Genomic DNA, 18,073 nt, shown 5'->3' with positions numbered 1-18,073 from the left:
GAGGGGCTTTCCCTGACATTCACCGGCCGACGGGAGTCGGCGGGCGCCCGGGCCGCGGATCTGCGCTCTAGACGTGTGCCACGCCCGCCGCGGCCTCGGCGTTCTCGCCGCGCTTGGTGAGGAACGCGATGAAGACCGCGACCACGGCGACGCCGGTGGCGACCAGGCAGGCCATGCCCATGCCCGACATGAAGGTGTCGTGCGCGACCGAGGTGATCTGCTCGGCGATCGACGGCGGTGCCTTCGGCGGGACGGGCGCGACGCCGACCTGGACGGCCTCGGCGGCCTTGTCGAGTTCGGCGGAGCTGAGCGGCGGAAGCTTCGCGTCGGCCCAGTTCCCGGGCAGTTCGCTGTCGACCTTCGAGGCCATGACGGCACCGAGGACGGCCGTGCCGAGGCTGCCGCCGATCTGCATCGCGGCCTGCTGAAGTCCTCCGGCGACGCCGGAGAGCTCCATGGGCGCGTTGCCCACGATGACCTCCGTCGCACCGACCATCACCGGCGCGAGGCCGAGGCCGAGGAGACCGAACCAGATCGACATGACGCCGCTGCCCGTGCCGGCCTCCAGCAGGGACATCCCGTACATGGCGATGGCGGTGAGCAGCATGCCGATGGCCAGCGGGATGCGCGGACCCAGCTTGGTGATCATCCCGCCCGCCAGCGGCGAGCCCACGATCATCATGCCGGTGAGCGGAAGCAGGTGCAGACCGCTGTCGACGGGGCTCATCCCGTGCACGTTCTGCAGGTAGAAGGTGACGAAGAAGAGTCCGCCCATGAAGGCGATGGCCATGAGCACCATCAGGACCACACCGGCGGACAGTGCCACGGAGCGGAACAGGCCCAGCGGGATGAGCGGTTCCTTGACCTTCGTCTCCCAGGCCGCGAAGGCCGCGAAGCTCAGCACGGAGGCGCCGATGAACGTCCAGGTCATGCCGTCGCCCCAGCCCCACGCGGGAGCCTTGATGAGCGCCCAGACCAGGCAGAACATGGCCGCCGACAGCAGTGCGATGCCGGGGATGTCGAAGGACTTGGGGGCGTTCTCCGCCCGGATGTCCTTGAGGATGAACAGACCGAGCACCAGGGCGAGCACGCCGACCGGCACGTTGATGAAGAAGACGGACTGCCAGCTGACGTGCTCGACGAGCAGACCACCGAGGATCGGGCCGCCGGCGGTGGACGCGCCGATCACCATGCCCCAGATGGCGATGGCCATGTTGAGCTTCTCGGCCGGGAACGAGGCCCTGAGCAGGCCCAGCGCGGCGGGCATCAGGAGAGCGCCGAAGAGTCCCTGGAGCACGCGGAAGGTGACCACCAGGCTGATGCTGCTCGACAGTCCGATGGCCCCGGAGGCGGCGGCGAAGCCGACCACGCCGATGAGGTAGGTCTGCCGGTGGCCGAAGCGGTCACCCAGCTTGCCAGCGGTGATCAGAGAGACGGCAAGCGCGAGGAAGTAGCCGTTGGTGATCCATTGGACGTCCGCGAACGTGGCGTCGAGGTCCTTCTGGATGGCCGGGTTGGCGATCGCCACGATGGTGCCGTCCAGGGCGACCATCATCACGCCGATCGCGACGGAGAACAGCGTCAGCCAAGGGTGGCCGCGGAGCCCCTTGGCCGGAGCGGACGCAGGCTCCGGTGCCTTGTCCGCTGTGTCGACGGTGGTCTGACTAGTCATGCGAATGAGATTAGTGTCAGCGACTGACAGTTGACAAACCATTTCACAAGTCGGTAACTGTCATCTGGCTCACAGGTATGGTGAGCTGGGCGAACAGGCAGAAAGAGGACCATGGCGTGAAGGCCAGGCAGCAAGCGGCGGCCCTCGTGGAACCACAGGGGGAGACCACCGGAGAGACGGCCGGGGACGCGCCCACCGCACCCGCGAAGCCGGGACTGCGCGAGCGCAAGAAGCAGCGCACCCGGGACGCGCTGCTGCACGCGGCACTCGAACTCTTCACGACCAAGGGGTACGAGGAGACGACCGTCGACGAGATCGCCGAGGCCGTCGACGTCTCCCAGCGAACGTTCTTCCGATACTTCGCCAACAAGCAGGAGGCCGCGTTCGCGATCCAGGTGATGGTGGAGGCCCGGTTCGTCGAGGCCCTGCGCGAACGCCCCTCCCACGAAGCACCTCTGGTGGCGCTGCGCAACGCCGTCCTGGACTCCTGGGAAGTGATGGGGCAGTCCATCACGGAGGTCGTCCCGGTCGAACTCCATATGCGCACCTACCAGATGATCGAATCGACCCCCGCCCTGCTCGCCGCCCATCTGCGCCGCTCCATCGAGACCGAGGACGAGGTCGCGAGCGTGATCGCCGAACGCGAGGGGCTCGACGCGACCGACCCGCGCCCGCGCGTGGCGGTGGCCGCCTTCAGCGGCGTCATGCGGGTCGCGGGGCGCCTGTGGGGCGCGGGCCAGGACACCAGCCTGGAATCCATCCGCGAGATCACCGTGCAGTATCTCGACTACCTGGGGCCCGCGTTGGCGGACGACTGGCACGCCCGGTAGCGAACAGCTGCCGGCTCGCAGCACGGCGGCGGCGCACCGCTCGCACCACGGCGGCGCCCCGTTCGTTCAACCCTCTGATTTTTCGGATACGTTGAGCCACGAAGTGCGCACCATGCGTCACTGTCACCCCTCTCGCGCCGCGCGCGTGCGCCGCCTACGGAGCGTGATGGCACGCCATTAGATGCGCCCTCTTTGCCTCAATTACCCCTCAAGAAACGTGATCTGTCTCACCCGATGCACGGTAGGCATCACGATTCTCCTAGGGTGTTCCGTAGTGACTTCCTTCGACTCATCCCCTCAACTCAGCGTCTGGCGTGCTCTGCTCGCGCTCGCCGTCGTGTTCGTCATGCTGGCGACCACGGGCTGGACCGCGGTGCGCCACAACAAGGGCGACGCGTCCCCGCTCGAAGCCGCCCTCTCCGCCTGGGAGCGGGGGAGCATAGACGGGCGGGCGCTGCCCGACCCCGACGCTCCCGCCGGTCGGCTCGCCCACTTCTTCGCCTCGCTCGACACACAGCAGCGCAACCGCCTGGCCGCCCGATATCCCCTGGCGGTCGGCAACATGAACGGCGCGCCCGCCACGCTGCGTTATCGCGCGAACCACATCGCGTTGGGGCAGGCCCGCAAGGTCGAGCACAAACGCATGCACGACAAGCGCCTCTCTCCCGCGGGGCAGCAGGAGGCCGAGCGCAGGATGAAGCGGTTCGGGGTGATGATGCGCCCCGGACGCCAGGTCTTCGCCTTCGATCCCATGGGCTCCGGGCGCATGGCCGAGGTCTTCGGAGACATCGACAAGGCCCAGCGCGTCTCGGTCGTCGTCCCTGGTGTCGACACCAATGTGCTGACCTTCGAGCGGACGTTCCGGAAGTACTCCGCACCGGTGGGCATGGCGAAGTCGCTCTACCGCGCGGAGCGCGCCGCGGCCCCACGCGCGCGTACCGCCGTGATCGCGTGGGCCGACTACACCGCGCCCGTCGGCATCGGCATGGACGCCGCGACGGCCATGCGCGCCGAGGACGGCGCCGTGCGCCTCAATGCCATGGTGCGCGGGCTTCCCGGCCGTACGAAGGTCGCGCTGTACTGCCACAGCTACGGCTCCGTGGTGTGCGGTGTGGCCGCGCGAACGCTGCCCGCGCGGGTCACCGACATCGCGGTCGCGGGCAGCCCCGGCATGCGCGCCGACACGGCGTCGCAGCTGGGCACGAGCGCCCGGATCTGGGCCACCCGGGACGGCGACGACTGGATCCAGGATGTCCCGTACATGGAGGTCGGCGGGCTCGGTCACGGCGCCGACCCGGTGTCGTCCGGCTTCGGCGCGCGCGTGCTGTCCGCGACGGGCGCGGTGGGGCACACCGGCTATTTCGAGCCGGGCACGGAGAGCCTGCGCAACTTCGCCGAGATCGGCACTGGTTCGTACCACGAGGTGCGGTGCGCCAGTGGGGGCGACGCCTGCCGGAAGGGTTTTTCCGGCACCGCCGCGGCCTGACGCGCGTAGAAATCGTTGAAACAGCGGCCCGCCGCAGGAGGGACGGAGGCGCGTGTGCCGCCTACGATGAGCCGCATGGGTGACGTACTGGCCGGATTTCATGCCGCCTGGGAGTTCGAGTCCGACTCCGTGCTCATCCGCTTCGAACGGGGAATCCGCACGCCGAAGCTCTTCCAGGCGCTCGGTGAACGGCGTATCCCCCTTGAGGCGATCGCAGCGGTGACACTCTCCCCAGGAAAACGCGGGACCGTGGTTCTGCATGCCGTCCCACGAGCGGGCGCCGATCCTCTGATGGAGGCGGCGGCGGGCCAGCTCAAGGACGGCTGCGACCCGTACCGCCTGGTGCTGCCAGCCGAGCGGGAGACGCTCGCCGAGTACTACGCGGACGAGTTGCGGGCACAGCTGCCGCCGGACGGCGGCGGACCGTCCGATCGCTATCTGGTGGCCGCCCCCGAAGCGCCCCTGCAGTTCAAGGCGTACGACGGGAAGGCCTCCTTCGACGGCAAGCGGGTGTCCTTCCGCTGGTTCTGGACGGGCGCGTCGTCGGCGAAGTGGAAGGCCGGCGACCAGAGCTTCTCCGTCGGTGATCTGAGTGGCATCGAGTGGCGCTCCCCCGAGGTGTTCGAGGGCCATCTGCGGCTGCTGCGCCGGGAGACTCCCGTGGCGCAGCCCGCGCAGGCCGACCAGGACCCGGCAGCCGTGGTGTTCGGCCTCGGCTACGGCCCGGTCCACGAGTCGCTGCCGTTCGCAGCTTCGGTCCTCGCCGCGGTACGGACGTCGGGCCCGGCCCCGACGTCCGACGGCGTCGTGGCCTCCTCCGCGACGCCGGGCGTGCGACGCGATCCGGCGGACATCGCGGACCGCATCAGGCATCTGGGCGAACTGCACCAGGCGGGCCTGCTCACGGACGACGAGTTCACGACGAAGAAGGCCGAACTGCTGGCCGAGCTGTGATCCCGCACGGGGCACGTCCACATGCGGCGGGGTGGCCACGCCGCGGCTGCGGCTCGCGTGGGAACGACGAGGCCGCGGTCGCGACCCACATGGGAACAGCGCGGTCGCGGTCGCGGCCCGTGGGGCCACGGTGGTGCCCGGGATCGCGGCACCCGGCCCAGGGCCGTGATACCTGGGTATGGGTGCGGTCCGGCTCTCCGGTATGACGTCACGGCCCGGGCTTCTTGCCTACGCTGATCAGGCCATGAGCAGCGCATCGACACCTCCCGACCAAGAGCCCAGCCGTCCGGCCCCCGAGCCGGACGACCGCGCGGCTCCCCTGCGCCGTGCCACCACGGCCGTCCTCGACGGCCTGCGCACGGCCGGGGCCTCGCTCTCGACTCCCGCGACGCGGACCGAGCCGCTGCTCGCGCACGCTCCCAAACGCTGGGTGCGGATGCTGCCGCTGCTGATCGCGGCGGGCTTCGTCGCCGTCCTGATCCCGGTCACGGTCCAGGTCCTGACGCACGACTACGGGGTGAACGGCGGCCTGGCGGGCGGCCTGGCCGTCGCCCAGGCCGCTCCGCTGCTCCTGGCGATCACCCGGCCGCTCCCGGCCTGGTGGATCATGATCGTCGCGGATGTCTTCGGGGCGATCGCGACGATGGCCGCCGACCCCGAACGGCCCGCCCCGTGGACCCCCATGATCATCGTGGGGTATCTGGTCCTCTGCTGCGCTCTGGCGCTGCGGGAGAGCCGCCGGACGCTCCTCGTGGTCTGGCTGGTCACCGTGGTCGCCGGACTCGTGCTCGGCGCGTTCCGTGGCGAGGGCAGCCAGGACACCAGCGTGCTGCTGATCGTGCTGAGCGGGGTCGTGTTGCTGTTCGGCGCGCTGCTGCGCGAGCGTGGAGACGCCCGGCGCAGACTCGTCGAGCAGGAGACCATCAGCGAGGCCGAGCGCGCCCAGCGCACCCTCCTCGAGGAACGGGCCCGCATCGCCCGCGAACTGCACGACGTCGTCGCCCACCACATGTCCGTCATCACGGTCCAGGCGGACTCCGCGCCCTACCGGCTCGACGACCTGTCGGCCGCGGCGCGCGACGAGTTCGGGAGCATAGCGGCGAGCGCCCGCGAGTCCCTGACCGAGATGCGGCGCCTGCTCTCGGTGCTGCGCAGCGAGGGCGCGAACGGCGAACGGGCGCCGCAACCAGGCCTCGACAGGCTGCCGCACCTGGTCGAGGCGACCGTGCGGGCCGGCATACCGATCGACCTGTCACGTCCCGAGCTGGCGGTCCTCAGGCAGTTGGCCGACGTGACCCCGGCCGTGGACCTGTCCGCCTACCGCATCGTCCAGGAAGCCCTGTCGAACGTGATGCGGCACGCCCCCGGCGCCCCCACCAGGATCACGCTGACGCTGGACGACGAGAACCTCCTGATCCTCGTGGTCAACGGCCCGTCCACAGAACCGCCCGCCCCGCTGGAGAGCAGCGGCACGGGCCACGGGCTCGTCGGCATGCGCGAGCGCGTACGGTTGGTCGGCGGCACGGTCGACGTCGGTCCGCTGCCCGACGGCGGCTTCCGCGTGGCCGCCCGACTCCCTCTCATCCCGAAGGACTCCGGCACCGCATGACCATCCGCGTGATCATCGTCGACGACCAGGCCATGGTGCGGGCGGGGTTCGCCGCGCTGCTCGCCGCGCAGAGCGACATCGACGTCGTGGGCGAGGCACCCGACGGCAAGCAGGGCGTGGAGGTCAGCCGCAGCACCCATCCCGACGTCGTCCTGATGGACGTCCGCATGCCGGAGATGGACGGACTCGCCGCCGCCCGCGCCCTGTTGAACCCCCCGCCTGGCGTGGTGCACCTGCCGAAGGTGCTGATGCTCACCACCTTCGACGTAGACGACTACGTGTACGAGGCGCTGCGCGCCGGAGCCTCCGGGTTCCTGCTCAAGGACGCGCCGCCCGCCGATCTGATCTCGGCCGTCCGCGTGGTCGCGGCAGGCGAGGCGCTGCTCGCCCCATCGGTGACCCGCAGGCTGATCGCGGACTTCGCCAAGCAGCGGACCGCGCCGCGCACGGACCAGTCGCTCCGGCTGAACGGCCTGACGCCGCGCGAGACCGAGGTCCTGGTCCTGATCGCGCGCGGCCTGTCGAACCAGGAGATCGCCGAACGCCTGGTGCTCGCCGAGCAGACGGTGAAGACCCACATCGGCCGCGTGCTCAACAAGTTGGAGCTGCGGGACCGCGCCCAGGCCGTGATCTTCGCCTATGAGTCGGGGCTGGTCACGCCCGGCGAGCAGTAGGCCACCCCCTACCTCGGTATCACCACGGCATACCCCGGTATCACCTGAGAGTTGGCTCCTCGGTGTGACGTGTCGCCGCACACCGTCTTCCTACCTTTCGCTTCGTCAGGCCACAGAGCACCACGAAGCGGGGGAGACGAGCCATGCGGCTGCGGTCATGGAAAGCACGGAGCAAGAGGGCGCTCGTCGCCGCCTCGCTCATGACGACGGTCGTGGCGGGCACCGCGGGCTGGGCCGTCGGCAATGAACAGCAGCCGCTCACCGGCCCGCCGCCCGGCACCGGTTCCTGGCGCGCGGACCATGAGCTGGGGATGCGGCTGCCGGATCCGGCGACCGCCTCCCCCGCCCGGATCGCCGCGTTCTTCGACTCGCTGACGCCCGCACAGCGCCGCGAGCTGCTGGTCCGCCACCCCTCGGTCGTCGGCAATCTGGACGGCGCCCCGGCAGCCCTCAGGTACGAGGCCAACTCCCTTTCCCTGCGGGCCGAGCGCGCCCGTGAGCGGGCCCGGTCGACCGACCCGGATCTCACGCCGCAGGACCACGAGCGGGCCCGCTCCCTGGTCGCCCGTTACGACGAGCTGCTCGCCCCCGGCCGGCAGATCCTGGCCTTCGACCCACGAGGTCGCGGCCAAGTCGCAGAGGTGTACGGCGACTTGACGAAGGCGGAGCATGTGTCCGTCGTCGTGCCGGGGTCCGACATCGACCTGAGCACCTTCGACCGCACCAAGGACGAGTACGGCACACCGGCCGGCATGGCCCGCACCCTGCACACGACAGCGGGCGACCGCACCGCCGTGATCGCCTGGGTCGGCTACACCACCCCGGTCGGTCTGGGCCCCGACGCCGCCACGGGCCGGCTCGCCGAAGCGGGAGCGCCGCGCCTGGTGCGCTTCACCCAGGGCCTGACGGCGTCCGGTGCCGCGCGTCCCGCCGTGTTCTGCCACAGCTACGGCTCGGTGGTGTGCGGACTCGCCGCGCCCCGCCTGCCCGCGTCCGACCTGGTGGTGTTCGGCTCCCCCGGCATGCGCGCGGACAGCGTCGACGACCTGCACACCAGCGCCCGCGTCTGGGCCGCCAAGGACGACAGCGACTGGATCGACCGGGTGCCGAGCGTCGAGCTGTTCGGCCTCGGGCACGGCGAGGACCCGACCTCCTCCGCCTTCGGGGCCCGCCGCATACCGGCCGAGCGCGCCAAGGGCCACACCGGCTATCTGGCCCCCGGCACGGACTCCCTGCGCACCTTCGCCCGCATCGCCGACGGAGACCACTCCCCCGCCGACCACCGACCCACCGGAGCTCGGACATGAGCCTGCCCACCCTGAGCGGACTGCGCGGAGCCGCGTCCGCCATCGACGCCAAGACCCCCGCCCACCGCGACCGGGCGATAGACGGGCTGCGCGCCCTCGCGCTGCTCGCCGTGCCGACCGGACACTGGCTCCTGGGCGGCTTCACCCTCGACTCCGGCGGCGCCCTGCACAACGCCAGCCCGCTGGCCTCCTTCGGCTTCTTCGCACCGGTCAGCTGGGTGCTTCAGATGCTGGGCATCTTCTTCCTCGTGGGCGGCTATGCCTCCACGCTCTCGTATCGCCGGGCGGTGGCGCGCGGCGAGTCGACCGGCGGCTGGCTGCGCGGACGCCTCGCCCGGCTCGGCCGGCCGGTCCTCGGCGTGACGGCCGTCTGGGCCGCACTGATCCCGGTGCTGTACGCCCTGGGCGTGCCCGGCACGACGTTGCGCACCGGCTCCACCCTGGTCATCCAGCCGCTGTGGTTCGTGGGCGTCTATACGGTGATCACGGCCCTCACCCCGTGGTGCATACGCGCGGCGGAGCGACTGAGGGGCTGGGCCGCGGTGCCGTTGCTGGGGTCGGTCGCCGTCGTCGACTTCCTGAGGTACGGCCCGTACGCGGACACCATGCCCTCCTGGCTGAGTCTGCTGAACCTGCTGCCGGGCTGGATGTTCGCCTATCAACTGGGCGTGTGCTGGGGCGAGAAGAAGCTGGGCCGGCGCGGCGCGTGGCTCCTGCTCGTCGGCGGCACCGCGCTCTTCGCCGCCCTGCTGCTCGCCTTCCACTACCCGGCGTCGATGGTCGGTGTCCCGGGCGAGGCCCGCACGAACTCACATCCTCCGTCGCTGCTCGTACTCGCTCTCGCCGCCGCGCAGAGCGGCGCGGCGATCCTGCTGCGGGACCGCATCGGCAGGCTGCTGCGCCGACCCGCTCTGTGGGCGCCGGTCGTCGTGATCAACCTCTCGGCGATGACCATCCTGTGCTGGCACCAGACGGCGCTGCTCACCGCGGCCGTGCCCGGCTCGTTCCTCGGCGCGGTGCCGGGGCTGACCACGAGCCCCGACACCCTGGGCTGGATAGCCGCGCGGATCGCCTGGCTGCCGGTGCTCGCGGCGCTCCTGGTGCTGATAGGGCGCTACGCCCGCGGCTTCGAGGCTCCCTGGAAGCAGGCGACCCACGCCCGGCGGGCGCTGGCCGGGCTCTTGGCGGCCGGGTTCGCGGTCTTCGCCCTGGGGTTGGCCTGATGGGGCGCCGAGGGGGGTGTCCTGAGCGGGAGCGGCGAGGCGGCGCCGGGGCCGGGCCTGCCGGGCGCCGGAGCCGGCTCGATGGTTCAGTAGCGCTCCGACGCTCGCCGAGCGTTCGCGTAGTTGTCGATCTTGTAGTCGAGGACGGCGAGGGTGTCCTGCAGTTCCGCGATGCGGGTGCGGACGTCGCGGCGGGTCTGCTCCAGGAGTTCCTGGCGCTCGGCGAAGGTGTGCTCGCCCTCGCGGACCAGTTCGGCATAGCGGACCATGTCCGCCACGGGCATTCCCGTCAGGCGCAGTTTGCCGACGAGGGCGAGCCAGCGCAGGTCGCGGTTGCTGTAGCGGCGCTGGCCGGTGTGGGAGCGGTCGATGTGCGGCATCAGGCCGATCCGCTCGTACCAGCGCAGGGTGTACGCGCTCAGGCCGGTGAAGGCGGCGACCTCGCTGATCGTGTACTGGTCCTGACCGTCCGGACTCGGGGGCCCGACGGGTGCCGCGACGCAGGGGTCGGCGCCGGTCCGGGTGCCGGCTCCCGTGGCGGACTCTGCGCGGGCGGCCTCTTCCGAGGCGGTGCGGGCTGGCGCGGGGGTGGTGTCCATCACCGTCATGGCGATCACGCTAGGCCCTTGGAGTGCACTCGAAGCAAGTGGATTGGGGAGAAATCCAGGAGACGTCTCAGCTCTTGGTCACTACGGTGCCGGGCATGAGTCTTGTGCGCCGTGCCACGCCGGGAGATGCCGAGGAACTGATCAGGCTGCGGCAGGTCATGATCGATTCGGTGTTCGCGGCCGGATCCGCGTCCGAGTCGGACACGAGTTGGCATGCCGAGTCCACGGCGACGGTACGTCGGCGGCTCGGGGAGTGGGAAGGGGACTTCGCGGCGTTCGTGGTCGAGCATCCGGAGCGGCCGGGTGGGCTCGCGGCGCTGGTGGCCGGTGCGCTGGAGTACAGGATCGGGCGAGTGGGCAATCCGCACGGCCGGGTGGGTCATGTGTTCAGTGTCGCCACCGATCCGGATCAGCGGCGGCGGGGGCATGCGCGGGCGTGCATGGAGGCGATGCTCGACTGGTTCCGTGAGCGCGGGGCTCGCAGTGTGGACCTCAACGCGTCGCCGGAGGCGGAGCCGCTGTACGCCTCGCTCGGCTTCGTGCGCAAGCCCGACCCCTCGATGCGGTTGTCGCTGTAGGGCGCTTAGGCTCGTAGGCATGCAGAGCCTGGCGTTGATCGAGAACTGGCCGGTCCCGACCGCTGCCGCCGCCGTCGTCCGCGCGGACGGGACGGTCGTGGGGACGCATGGCCCCACTGACCGGCGTTTCGCGCTCGCCTCGGTCACCAAGCCGCTCGCGGCGTATGCGGCGCTGGTCGCGTACGAGGAGGGGGCGGTCGAGCTCGACGAACCCGCCGGGCCCGAGGGATCGACGGTGCGGCACCTGCTGGCGCACACCAGTGGGCTCGCGTTCGACGAGCACAAGGTGATGTCGGAGCCGGGGACGCGTCGGCTGTACTCCAACGCAGGATTCGAGGTGCTGGGCGACCACATCGCCAAGGCGACGGACATTCCGTTCGGGGAGTATCTGCGCCAAGCCGTCCTCGAACCGCTGGGGATGACGTCGACCTCGCTGGAGGGCGGGGCGTCGCCCGCCAAGGACGGGGTGTCCACGGTCGACGACCTGGTGCGGTTCGCGGCGGAGGTGCAGGCGCCGCGGTTGCTGGACGTGCGGACCGTGGCGGCGGCGATGACGGTGACGTATCCGGGGCTGAAGGGTGTGCTCCCGGGGTACGGGCATCAGAACCCCAACGACTGGGGGCTCGGGTTCGAGATCCGGGACTCCAAGTCGCCGCACTGGACGGGGAGTTCGTCGTCGCCGCGGACGTTCGGGCACTTCGGGCAGGCGGGGACGTTCCTGTGGGTGGACCCCGACGCGGGGGCGGCGTGTGTCGCGCTGACGGACCGGCCGTTCGGGCCGTGGGCCGTCGAGGTGTGGCCCGCGTTCACGGACGCGGTGCTGGCCGAGCTCTGAGCGGACCGGAACCTCGCCCCGCTCCCCACTCGCCCTACCGGCGGGGCCCGGGCCGGTGGGGAGCGCTAGGTCCCGTTCATCTCCCACACGAGCAGTTCCACCGCACCGGCGGCTGAAGCGATCGCCTCCAGGCCCGTTTCGCCCGTGATCCGCGCCGCGTCGCCCGGCGCCAACTGGTCGCCGCCCAGGCGCACTTCGCCGCGGACGACGTGGACGTAGACGAAGGGCGTGTCCGGGAGGGCGGTGCGTTCGTCCGGGGCCAGCCTGCGTATGTGCAGGAGGGCGCCGGCCTCCGGGACCGCGTAGGGGGTCGAGTCGGCGATTCCGTGGACGACTTCGTAGGAGGGGTCGCCGCCCGGGGAGAGGGGGGCCAGCCACATCTGGACGAAGGTGAGGGGGACCGTGCCGTCGTTGCGTTCCACGTGGCGGACGCCGGCCGCGGCGGAGAGGTGCTGGACGTCGCCGGGGCGGACCCGTGACGCGTGGCCCGTCGAGTCGCGGTGGGTGAGCTCGCCCTCGACGACCCAGGTCACGATCTCGGTGTGGCTGTGCGGGTGTTCGTCGAAGCCCGCGCCGGGCGCGAGGCGTTCTTCGTTGCAGGCCAGGATCGAGCCGAAGCGGAGGTTGTCGGGGTCGTAGTGGGGGCCGAAGGAGAAGGCGTGGAAGGACTCGATGCCGGCCGCCGACTCCCCGCCGCGGTACCGGTCGCCGGAGCGCCGTACATCAATCACGTACCCCACGGTACGGCCTGGCCGGGTGGGGCGGGCCGTAGTCACCGGGACGGCCGTGGCCGTCACGGCCCCCACCCGACATGTCGCGCACGGCTCGCACCCGGCATGCCACGCATGGCTCGCACCCGCCATGTCGCACACGGCTCGCACCCAGCATGCCTCGCCGACCCTTCTGCCCCTCACATCTCGTACTCCGCTTACCCCTCACGTCCCACACCCGGCACACCCCGTATCGCTCGCACCCCGCACACCCCGCCTGCCCCGCACCCGGCCCGTCCCGCGAGGCCTGCGCACCCGGCCCGTCCCGCGAGGCCTGCGCGTCCTGCCCGTCCCGGGCGTCCCACGCGCCCCGCAGCCGCCAAGTCCCGCTCGCCGAAGCCCACTCGCCCGCCCCCACCCACCAGCGGCGTCGACGCGGTGATGCCGCGTCGGTGCCCCGTTTTCGACCGATCCGTCGGCCGGGCAGTGGCCCCGGCACCGCATCCCCCCGCCCCGATAAGGCAGTCTTGTCCCCGTGCCCGAACCCTCAGCGAACGAAGCCCCCCAGGAGTCCCGCCGGCCGACCGGCCCGGAGTCCGGCCCGGACGCCCTGCGGACCCCTCACGCGCACGCCGCGACCCTGAAGCGCCTGGAGAAGTCGTCCGGGAGCCTCGCGGCGCAGGCCATCGCGCGCATGGACGAGACGCTGTCCTGGTACCGGGCGATGCCGCCGGAGAACCGGTCCTGGATCGGTCTGGTCGCCCAGGCCGGTATCGCCGCGTTCACCGAGTGGTTCCGGCACCCGGACGCGCCGCAGGCCATCTCCACCGACGTCTTCGGCACCGCCCCCCGCGAGCTGACCAGGGCGATCACCCTGCGCCAGACCGTGGAGATGGTGCGTACGACGATCGAGGTGATGGAGTCCGCGATCGACGAGGTCGCGGCGCCCGGCGACGAGTCGGTGCTCCGCGAGGCGCTGCTCGTCTACGCCCGTGAGATCGCCTTCGCCACCGCGCAGGTGTACGCGCAGGCCGCCGAGGCACGCGGTGCCTGGGACGCGCGCCTGGAGTCGCTCGTGGTGAACGCGGTGCTCTCCGGTGAGGCCGACGAGGGTGCCGTCTCCCGTGCCGCGGCCCTCGGCTGGAACTCGCCCGAGCATGTGTGCGTGATCCTCGGTACCGCCCCGGACGGCGACAGCGAGCTGACCGTCGAGGCCATCCGCCGCGCCGCACGGCACGCGAAACTGCAGGTCCTGACCGGGGTGCTCGGCGACCGCCTGGTGGTCATCGCGGGCGGCAACAACAATCCGCTGCATGTGGCGAAGTCCCTGATCGGGCCGTACGCGGCCGGTCCGGTGGTGGCCGGGCCGATCGTCCCCGACCTGCTCGCCGCGACCCGTTCCGCGCAGGCCGCGGCCGCCGGGCTCAAGGCCTGCGCCGCCTGGCAGGACGCCCCGCGGCCCGTGCTCGCGGACGATCTGCTGCCGGAGCGCGCGATCGCGGGGGATCCGGCGGCGCGCGAACAGCTGGTGGAGGAGATCTACAGACCGCTGGAGGAAGCGGGCTCCGCGCTGCTCGAAACGCTCAGTGTCTATCTGGAGCAGGCGAGCAGCCTCGAAGGCGCGGCCAGAATGCTCTTCGTTCATCCGAATACCGTGCGCTACCGGCTTCGACGTGTGACTGACGTCACCGGTTGGTCACCTTCCGATGTGCGCTCCGCATTCACTCTGCGAATCGCACTGATCCTGGGGCGTCTGGCCGATGGGGATCCCCAATCGTAGGATTTTGTCGGGCCCCTACAATTCCCCCAGCCGTTCTTCGTCCCTGTCCCCACGGGCGGCTCCCGCCGTCCACAAGAGAGAGTGTGAGAGTGCTCGTACTCGTCGCTCCCGGCCAAGGCGCTCAGACGCCCGGCTTCCTGACCCCCTGGCTCGACCTTCCCGGCGCCGCAGACCGGCTCGCCGCCTGGTCGGACACCATCGGGCTGGACCTCGCCCACTACGGCACGCAGGCCGACGCGGACGCGATCCGCGACACCGCCGTGGCGCAGCCGCTGCTCGTGGCCGCCGGTCTGCTCTCCGCCGGGGCACTCGGTGACATCACGCCGGGCGCCGTCGCCGGACACAGCGTCGGCGAGATCACGGCCGCCGCGTACACGGGTGTGCTCTCCGACGACGACGCCCTTCGTCTCGTCCGCAAGCGCGGGCTCGCGATGGCCGAGGCCGCCGCCGTCACGGAGACCGGCATGGCGGCGCTGCTGGGCGGCGACCCCGAGATCACCGTCCCGCACCTGGAGAAGCTCGGCCTCACCCCGGCCAATGTGAACGGCGCGGGCCAGATCGTGGCCGCCGGCACCAAGGAGCAGCTCGCCGAACTGGAGGCCGACAAGCCCGAGGGCGTGCGCAAGGTCGTCGTCCTCAAGGTCGCGGGCGCCTTCCACACCTCTCACATGGCTCCCGCGGTGGCGCAGCTGGAGGAGGCCGCCCAGGGCCTCACCGTCGGCGACCCGCGCTTCACCTACGTCTCGAACCGGGACGGCAGGACCGTGGCCACCGGCGCCGACGTGATCTCGCGCCTGGTCGGCCAGGTGGCCAACCCGGTCCGCTGGGACCTGTGCATGGAGACCTTCCAGGAGCTCGGGGTCACGGCGCTGATCGAGGTGTGCCCCGGCGGCACCCTGACCGGCCTGGCCAAGCGCGCCCTGAAGGGCGTCAAGACGCTCGCGGTGAAGACCCCCGATGACCTCGACGCGGCCCGCGCGCTCGTCGCCGAGCATTCCTGAGCCGACGACAGACAAGGAGCCGTAGCGCATGTCGAAGATCAAGCCCAGTCAGGGCGCCCCGTACGCGCGGATCATGGGCGTCGGCGGCTACCGGCCCACCCGTGTCGTGCCGAACGAGGTCATCCTCGAGACGATCGACTCGTCCGACGAGTGGATCCGCTCCCGTTCGGGCATCGCGACCCGCCACTGGGCCTCCGACGAGGAGACCGTGGCCGCGATGTCCATCGAGGCGTCGGGCAAGGCGATCGCCGACGCGGGCATCACGCCCGAGCAGATCGGTGGCGTGATCGTCTCCACCGTCTCGCACTTCAAGCAGACCCCGGCCATCGCGACCGAGATCGCGGACAAGATCGGCGCGGGCAAACCCGCCGCGTTCGACATCTCCGCGGGCTGCGCCGGCTTCGGCTACGGCCTCACCCTGGCCAAGGGCATGGTCGTCGAGGGTTCCGCCGAGTACGTCCTGGTCATCGGCGTGGAGCGGCTGAGCGACCTCACCGACCTGCACGACCGTGCCACGGCGTTCCTGTTCGGCGACGGCGCAGGCGCCGTGATCGTGGGCCCCTCCAAGGAGCCGAAGATCGGTCCGACGGTCTGGGGCTCGGAGGGCGACAAGTCCGAGACGATCAAGCAGACCGAGTCCTGGGAGGCGTACCGCAACGGCGCCCCCGACAAGTTCCCTGCCATTACGCAGGAGGGCCAGGCGGTGTTCCGCTGGGCCGTGTTCGAGATGGCGAAGGTCGCCCAGCAGGCGCTGGACGCGGCCGGAATCACCGCGGACGACCTGGACGTCTTCATTCCGCACCAGGCCAACATGCGGATCATCGACTCGATGGTGAAGACTTTGAAGCTGCCGGAGCACGTCACGGTCGCCCGTGACGTGGAGACCACCGGCAACACCTCGGCCGCCTCGATTCCGCTCGCGATGGAGCGGCTCCTGGCGACCGGCGAGGCGAAGAGCGGCGACACCGCGCTCGTCATCGGCTTCGGGGCGGGTCTCGTGTACGCCGCCACGGTCGTTACCCTCCCCTAGGCATCACGTCCGGATCATCCGGTCCGTACGACTGCAACCTGCCGCTGCCGCGGCGGGCGCCACACCCTCTGGATACATAAGAAGGAGCGCCAACATGGCCGCCACTCAGGAAGAGATCGTCGCCGGTCTCGCCGAGATCGTGAACGAGATCGCCGGCATCCCGGTCGAGGACGTCCAGCTGGACAAGTCCTTCACCGACGACCTGGACGTCGACTCGCTGTCCATGGTCGAGGTCGTCGTCGCCGCCGAAGAGCGCTTCGACGTCAAGATCCCGGACGACGACGTCAAGAACCTCAAGACGGTCGGCGACGCGACCACGTACATCCTCGAGCACCAGGCCTGATCAAGCCCGTGCTCAGTCGCCACCCGGTGGTGGCGCCGTGATCCCCTCAACACCGTGGAGAAATTTCCTGTGAACTCGACCAATCGCACCGTGGTCGTCACCGGTATCGGCGCAACCACACCGCTGGGTGGCGACGCAGCGTCGACGTGGGAGGGCCTGGTCTCGGGCCGCTCCGGCGTCAGCGCCCTGGAGCAGGACTGGGCGGCCGAGCTGCCCGTCCGCATCGCCGGTCAGATCGCCGTGGAGCCCGGCGAGATCATCCCCCGCCCGCAGGCCCGCAAGCTGGACCGCTCGGCGCAGTTCGCGCTGATCGCGGCCCGGGAGGCCTGGGCGGACGCCGGCTACACCGCCAAGGCGGGCGAGGACACCTCGGTGGAACCGCACCGGCTCGGCGCGGTCATCGCCTCCGGCATCGGCGGTGTGACCACGCTCCTCGACCAGTACGACGTGCTCAAGGAGAAGGGCGTACGCCGCGTCTCCCCGCACACCGTGCCGATGTTGATGCCCAACTCCCCGTCGGCCAACGTCGGCATCGAGCTGGGCGCCCGTGCCGGTGTGCACACCCCGGTGTCGGCCTGTGCCTCCGGTGCCGAGGCCATCGGCTACGCCATCGAGATGATCCGCACCGGCCGCGCCGACGTCGTCGTCGCGGGTGGCACGGAGGCGGCGATCCACCCGCTGCCGATCGTCGCGTTCGGCAACATGATGGCGATGTCGAAGAACAACGACGACCCGCAGGGCGCCTCGCGTCCCTACGACGCCGACCGCAACGGCTTCGTGCTCGGCGAGGGCGCCGGCGTGATCGTCCTCGAGTCCGAGGAGCACGCCAAGGCCCGCGGCGCGAAGATCTACGCGGAGGCCGTCGGCCAGGGCATCTCGGCCGACGCGCACCACATCACGCAGCCCGAGCCGTCCGGCAACGGCATCGCGGCGGCGCTGCAGAACCTGGTCGACACCACCGACCTCAAGTCGGCCGAGATCGTGCACGTGAACGCGCACGCGACCTCGACGCCGCAGGGTGACGTGGCCGAGATCAAGGCGCTGCGCAAGGCCTTCGGCGACGACGTCGACCACATGGCCATCTCCAGCACCAAGTCGATGACGGGTCACCTGCTGGGCGGCGCGGGCGGCGTGGAGACCGTGGCCACGGTGCTCGCGCTCAAGAACCGTGTGGCCCCGCCGACGATCAACATCGACAACCTCGACCCCGAGGTCGACGCGGACATCGTGCGCGGCGAGGCCCGCCCGCTGCCCGAGGGCAGGATCGCGGCGCTGAACGACTCGTTCGGCTTCGGCGGCCACAACGTCGTCCTGGCGTTCCGGACCGTCTGACCGGTCGCGGGCGGACCGTCCGAGACGGTCACAGGCAACCGAAAGGGGCCCCCACCACACGGTGGGGGCCCCTTTCGTGTACCCGATCGGGCGACACGCGT

General features: G+C 71.0%; 17 protein-coding genes. 14 read left to right on the top strand and 3 right to left on the bottom strand.

Features of this window, described 5'->3' with window-relative positions; genetic code table 11:
• Positions 1-67: 67 nt before the first annotated feature.
• Positions 68-1,672 carry an MFS transporter gene (locus AB0L89_RS02705; protein WP_365133087.1) on the bottom strand — a complete coding sequence of 535 codons (1,605 nt, stop codon included), beginning with the start codon at positions 1,670-1,672 and terminating at the stop codon, positions 68-70.
• 215 nt (positions 1,673-1,887) lie between these two features.
• Between AB0L89_RS02705 and AB0L89_RS02700 the strand changes: the two genes are divergently transcribed.
• The 7 genes from AB0L89_RS02700 (at position 1,888) to AB0L89_RS02670 (ending at position 9,755) form a co-directional block, all read left to right on the top strand.
• On the top strand, positions 1,888-2,502 hold the full coding sequence (locus tag AB0L89_RS02700) for a TetR family transcriptional regulator (RefSeq protein ID WP_365133959.1): 615 nt from the start codon (positions 1,888-1,890) through the stop codon (positions 2,500-2,502).
• A 274-nt stretch (positions 2,503-2,776) separates the two neighbouring features.
• Complete coding sequence (locus AB0L89_RS02695) at positions 2,777-3,988, top strand: alpha/beta hydrolase (RefSeq protein WP_365133084.1); 1,212 nt, start codon at positions 2,777-2,779, stop codon at positions 3,986-3,988.
• A gap of 75 nt (positions 3,989-4,063) precedes the next feature.
• Positions 4,064-4,942, top strand: coding sequence for a DUF4429 domain-containing protein (locus tag AB0L89_RS02690; protein ID WP_365133081.1), 879 nt, complete (start codon positions 4,064-4,066; stop codon positions 4,940-4,942).
• 244 nt (positions 4,943-5,186) lie between these two features.
• The gene (locus AB0L89_RS02685; protein WP_365133078.1) at positions 5,187-6,551 is read left to right on the top strand and encodes a sensor histidine kinase; all 1,365 of its coding nucleotides are present in this window, start codon (positions 5,187-5,189) and stop codon (positions 6,549-6,551) included.
• Entirely contained in the window at positions 6,548-7,225 is a 678-nt protein-coding gene (locus AB0L89_RS02680) for a response regulator transcription factor (protein ID WP_365133075.1), read from the top strand. Before AB0L89_RS02685 ends, AB0L89_RS02680 begins: the two co-directional genes overlap by 4 nt.
• Before the next feature lie 143 nt (positions 7,226-7,368).
• Positions 7,369-8,532, top strand: coding sequence for an alpha/beta hydrolase (locus AB0L89_RS02675; protein ID WP_365133072.1), 1,164 nt, complete (start codon positions 7,369-7,371; stop codon positions 8,530-8,532).
• Positions 8,529-9,755 carry an acyltransferase gene (locus tag AB0L89_RS02670; RefSeq protein ID WP_365133069.1) on the top strand — a complete coding sequence of 409 codons (1,227 nt, stop codon included), beginning with the start codon at positions 8,529-8,531 and terminating at the stop codon, positions 9,753-9,755. Before AB0L89_RS02675 ends, AB0L89_RS02670 begins: the two co-directional genes overlap by 4 nt.
• Before the next feature lie 86 nt (positions 9,756-9,841).
• Here AB0L89_RS02670 and AB0L89_RS02665 read toward each other — a convergent pair whose 3' ends face one another.
• Positions 9,842-10,363, bottom strand: a complete 522-nt coding sequence (locus tag AB0L89_RS02665) for a MerR family transcriptional regulator (RefSeq protein ID WP_365133066.1) — start codon at positions 10,361-10,363, stop codon at positions 9,842-9,844.
• A 95-nt stretch (positions 10,364-10,458) separates the two neighbouring features.
• On the opposite strand from AB0L89_RS02665, the gene AB0L89_RS02660 reads away from it, so the two are divergent.
• Positions 10,459-10,941, top strand: a complete 483-nt coding sequence (locus tag AB0L89_RS02660; RefSeq protein ID WP_365133063.1) for a GNAT family N-acetyltransferase — start codon at positions 10,459-10,461, stop codon at positions 10,939-10,941.
• 19 nt (positions 10,942-10,960) lie between these two features.
• The gene (locus AB0L89_RS02655) at positions 10,961-11,776 is read left to right on the top strand and encodes a serine hydrolase domain-containing protein (protein WP_365133060.1); all 816 of its coding nucleotides are present in this window, start codon (positions 10,961-10,963) and stop codon (positions 11,774-11,776) included.
• 65 nt (positions 11,777-11,841) lie between these two features.
• Here AB0L89_RS02655 and AB0L89_RS02650 read toward each other — a convergent pair whose 3' ends face one another.
• Positions 11,842-12,516 carry a pirin family protein gene (locus tag AB0L89_RS02650; protein ID WP_365133057.1) on the bottom strand — a complete coding sequence of 225 codons (675 nt, stop codon included), beginning with the start codon at positions 12,514-12,516 and terminating at the stop codon, positions 11,842-11,844.
• Positions 12,517-13,096: 580 nt separating this feature from the next.
• Between AB0L89_RS02650 and fasR the strand changes: the two genes are divergently transcribed.
• The 5 genes from fasR to fabF all read left to right on the top strand — a co-directional run bounded on the left by fasR (position 13,097) and on the right by fabF (position 17,972).
• Entirely contained in the window at positions 13,097-14,266 is a 1,170-nt protein-coding gene (fasR, locus tag AB0L89_RS02645) for a fatty acid biosynthesis transcriptional regulator FasR (RefSeq protein WP_365133956.1), read from the top strand.
• An 89-nt stretch (positions 14,267-14,355) separates the two neighbouring features.
• Complete coding sequence (locus AB0L89_RS02640; RefSeq protein ID WP_365133054.1) at positions 14,356-15,267, top strand: ACP S-malonyltransferase; 912 nt, start codon at positions 14,356-14,358, stop codon at positions 15,265-15,267.
• Positions 15,268-15,295: 28 nt separating this feature from the next.
• Positions 15,296-16,297, top strand: coding sequence for a ketoacyl-ACP synthase III (locus AB0L89_RS02635; RefSeq protein WP_365133051.1), 1,002 nt, complete (start codon positions 15,296-15,298; stop codon positions 16,295-16,297).
• 94 nt (positions 16,298-16,391) lie between these two features.
• Positions 16,392-16,640, top strand: a complete 249-nt coding sequence (locus AB0L89_RS02630; RefSeq protein ID WP_127827902.1) for an acyl carrier protein — start codon at positions 16,392-16,394, stop codon at positions 16,638-16,640.
• Between the two features lie 69 nt (positions 16,641-16,709).
• Complete coding sequence (gene fabF / locus AB0L89_RS02625) at positions 16,710-17,972, top strand: beta-ketoacyl-ACP synthase II (protein WP_365133048.1); 1,263 nt, start codon at positions 16,710-16,712, stop codon at positions 17,970-17,972.
• The last annotated feature ends 101 nt before the right edge of the window (positions 17,973-18,073 follow it).

Source organism: Streptomyces sp. NPDC052114 (assembly GCF_040680155.1).
In the GTDB taxonomy this organism is placed as follows: Bacteria; Actinomycetota; Actinomycetes; order Streptomycetales; family Streptomycetaceae; genus Streptomyces.
The sequence above is the reverse complement of the archived record's forward strand: the minus strand, read 5'-3'. Positions and strand labels throughout refer to the sequence as shown.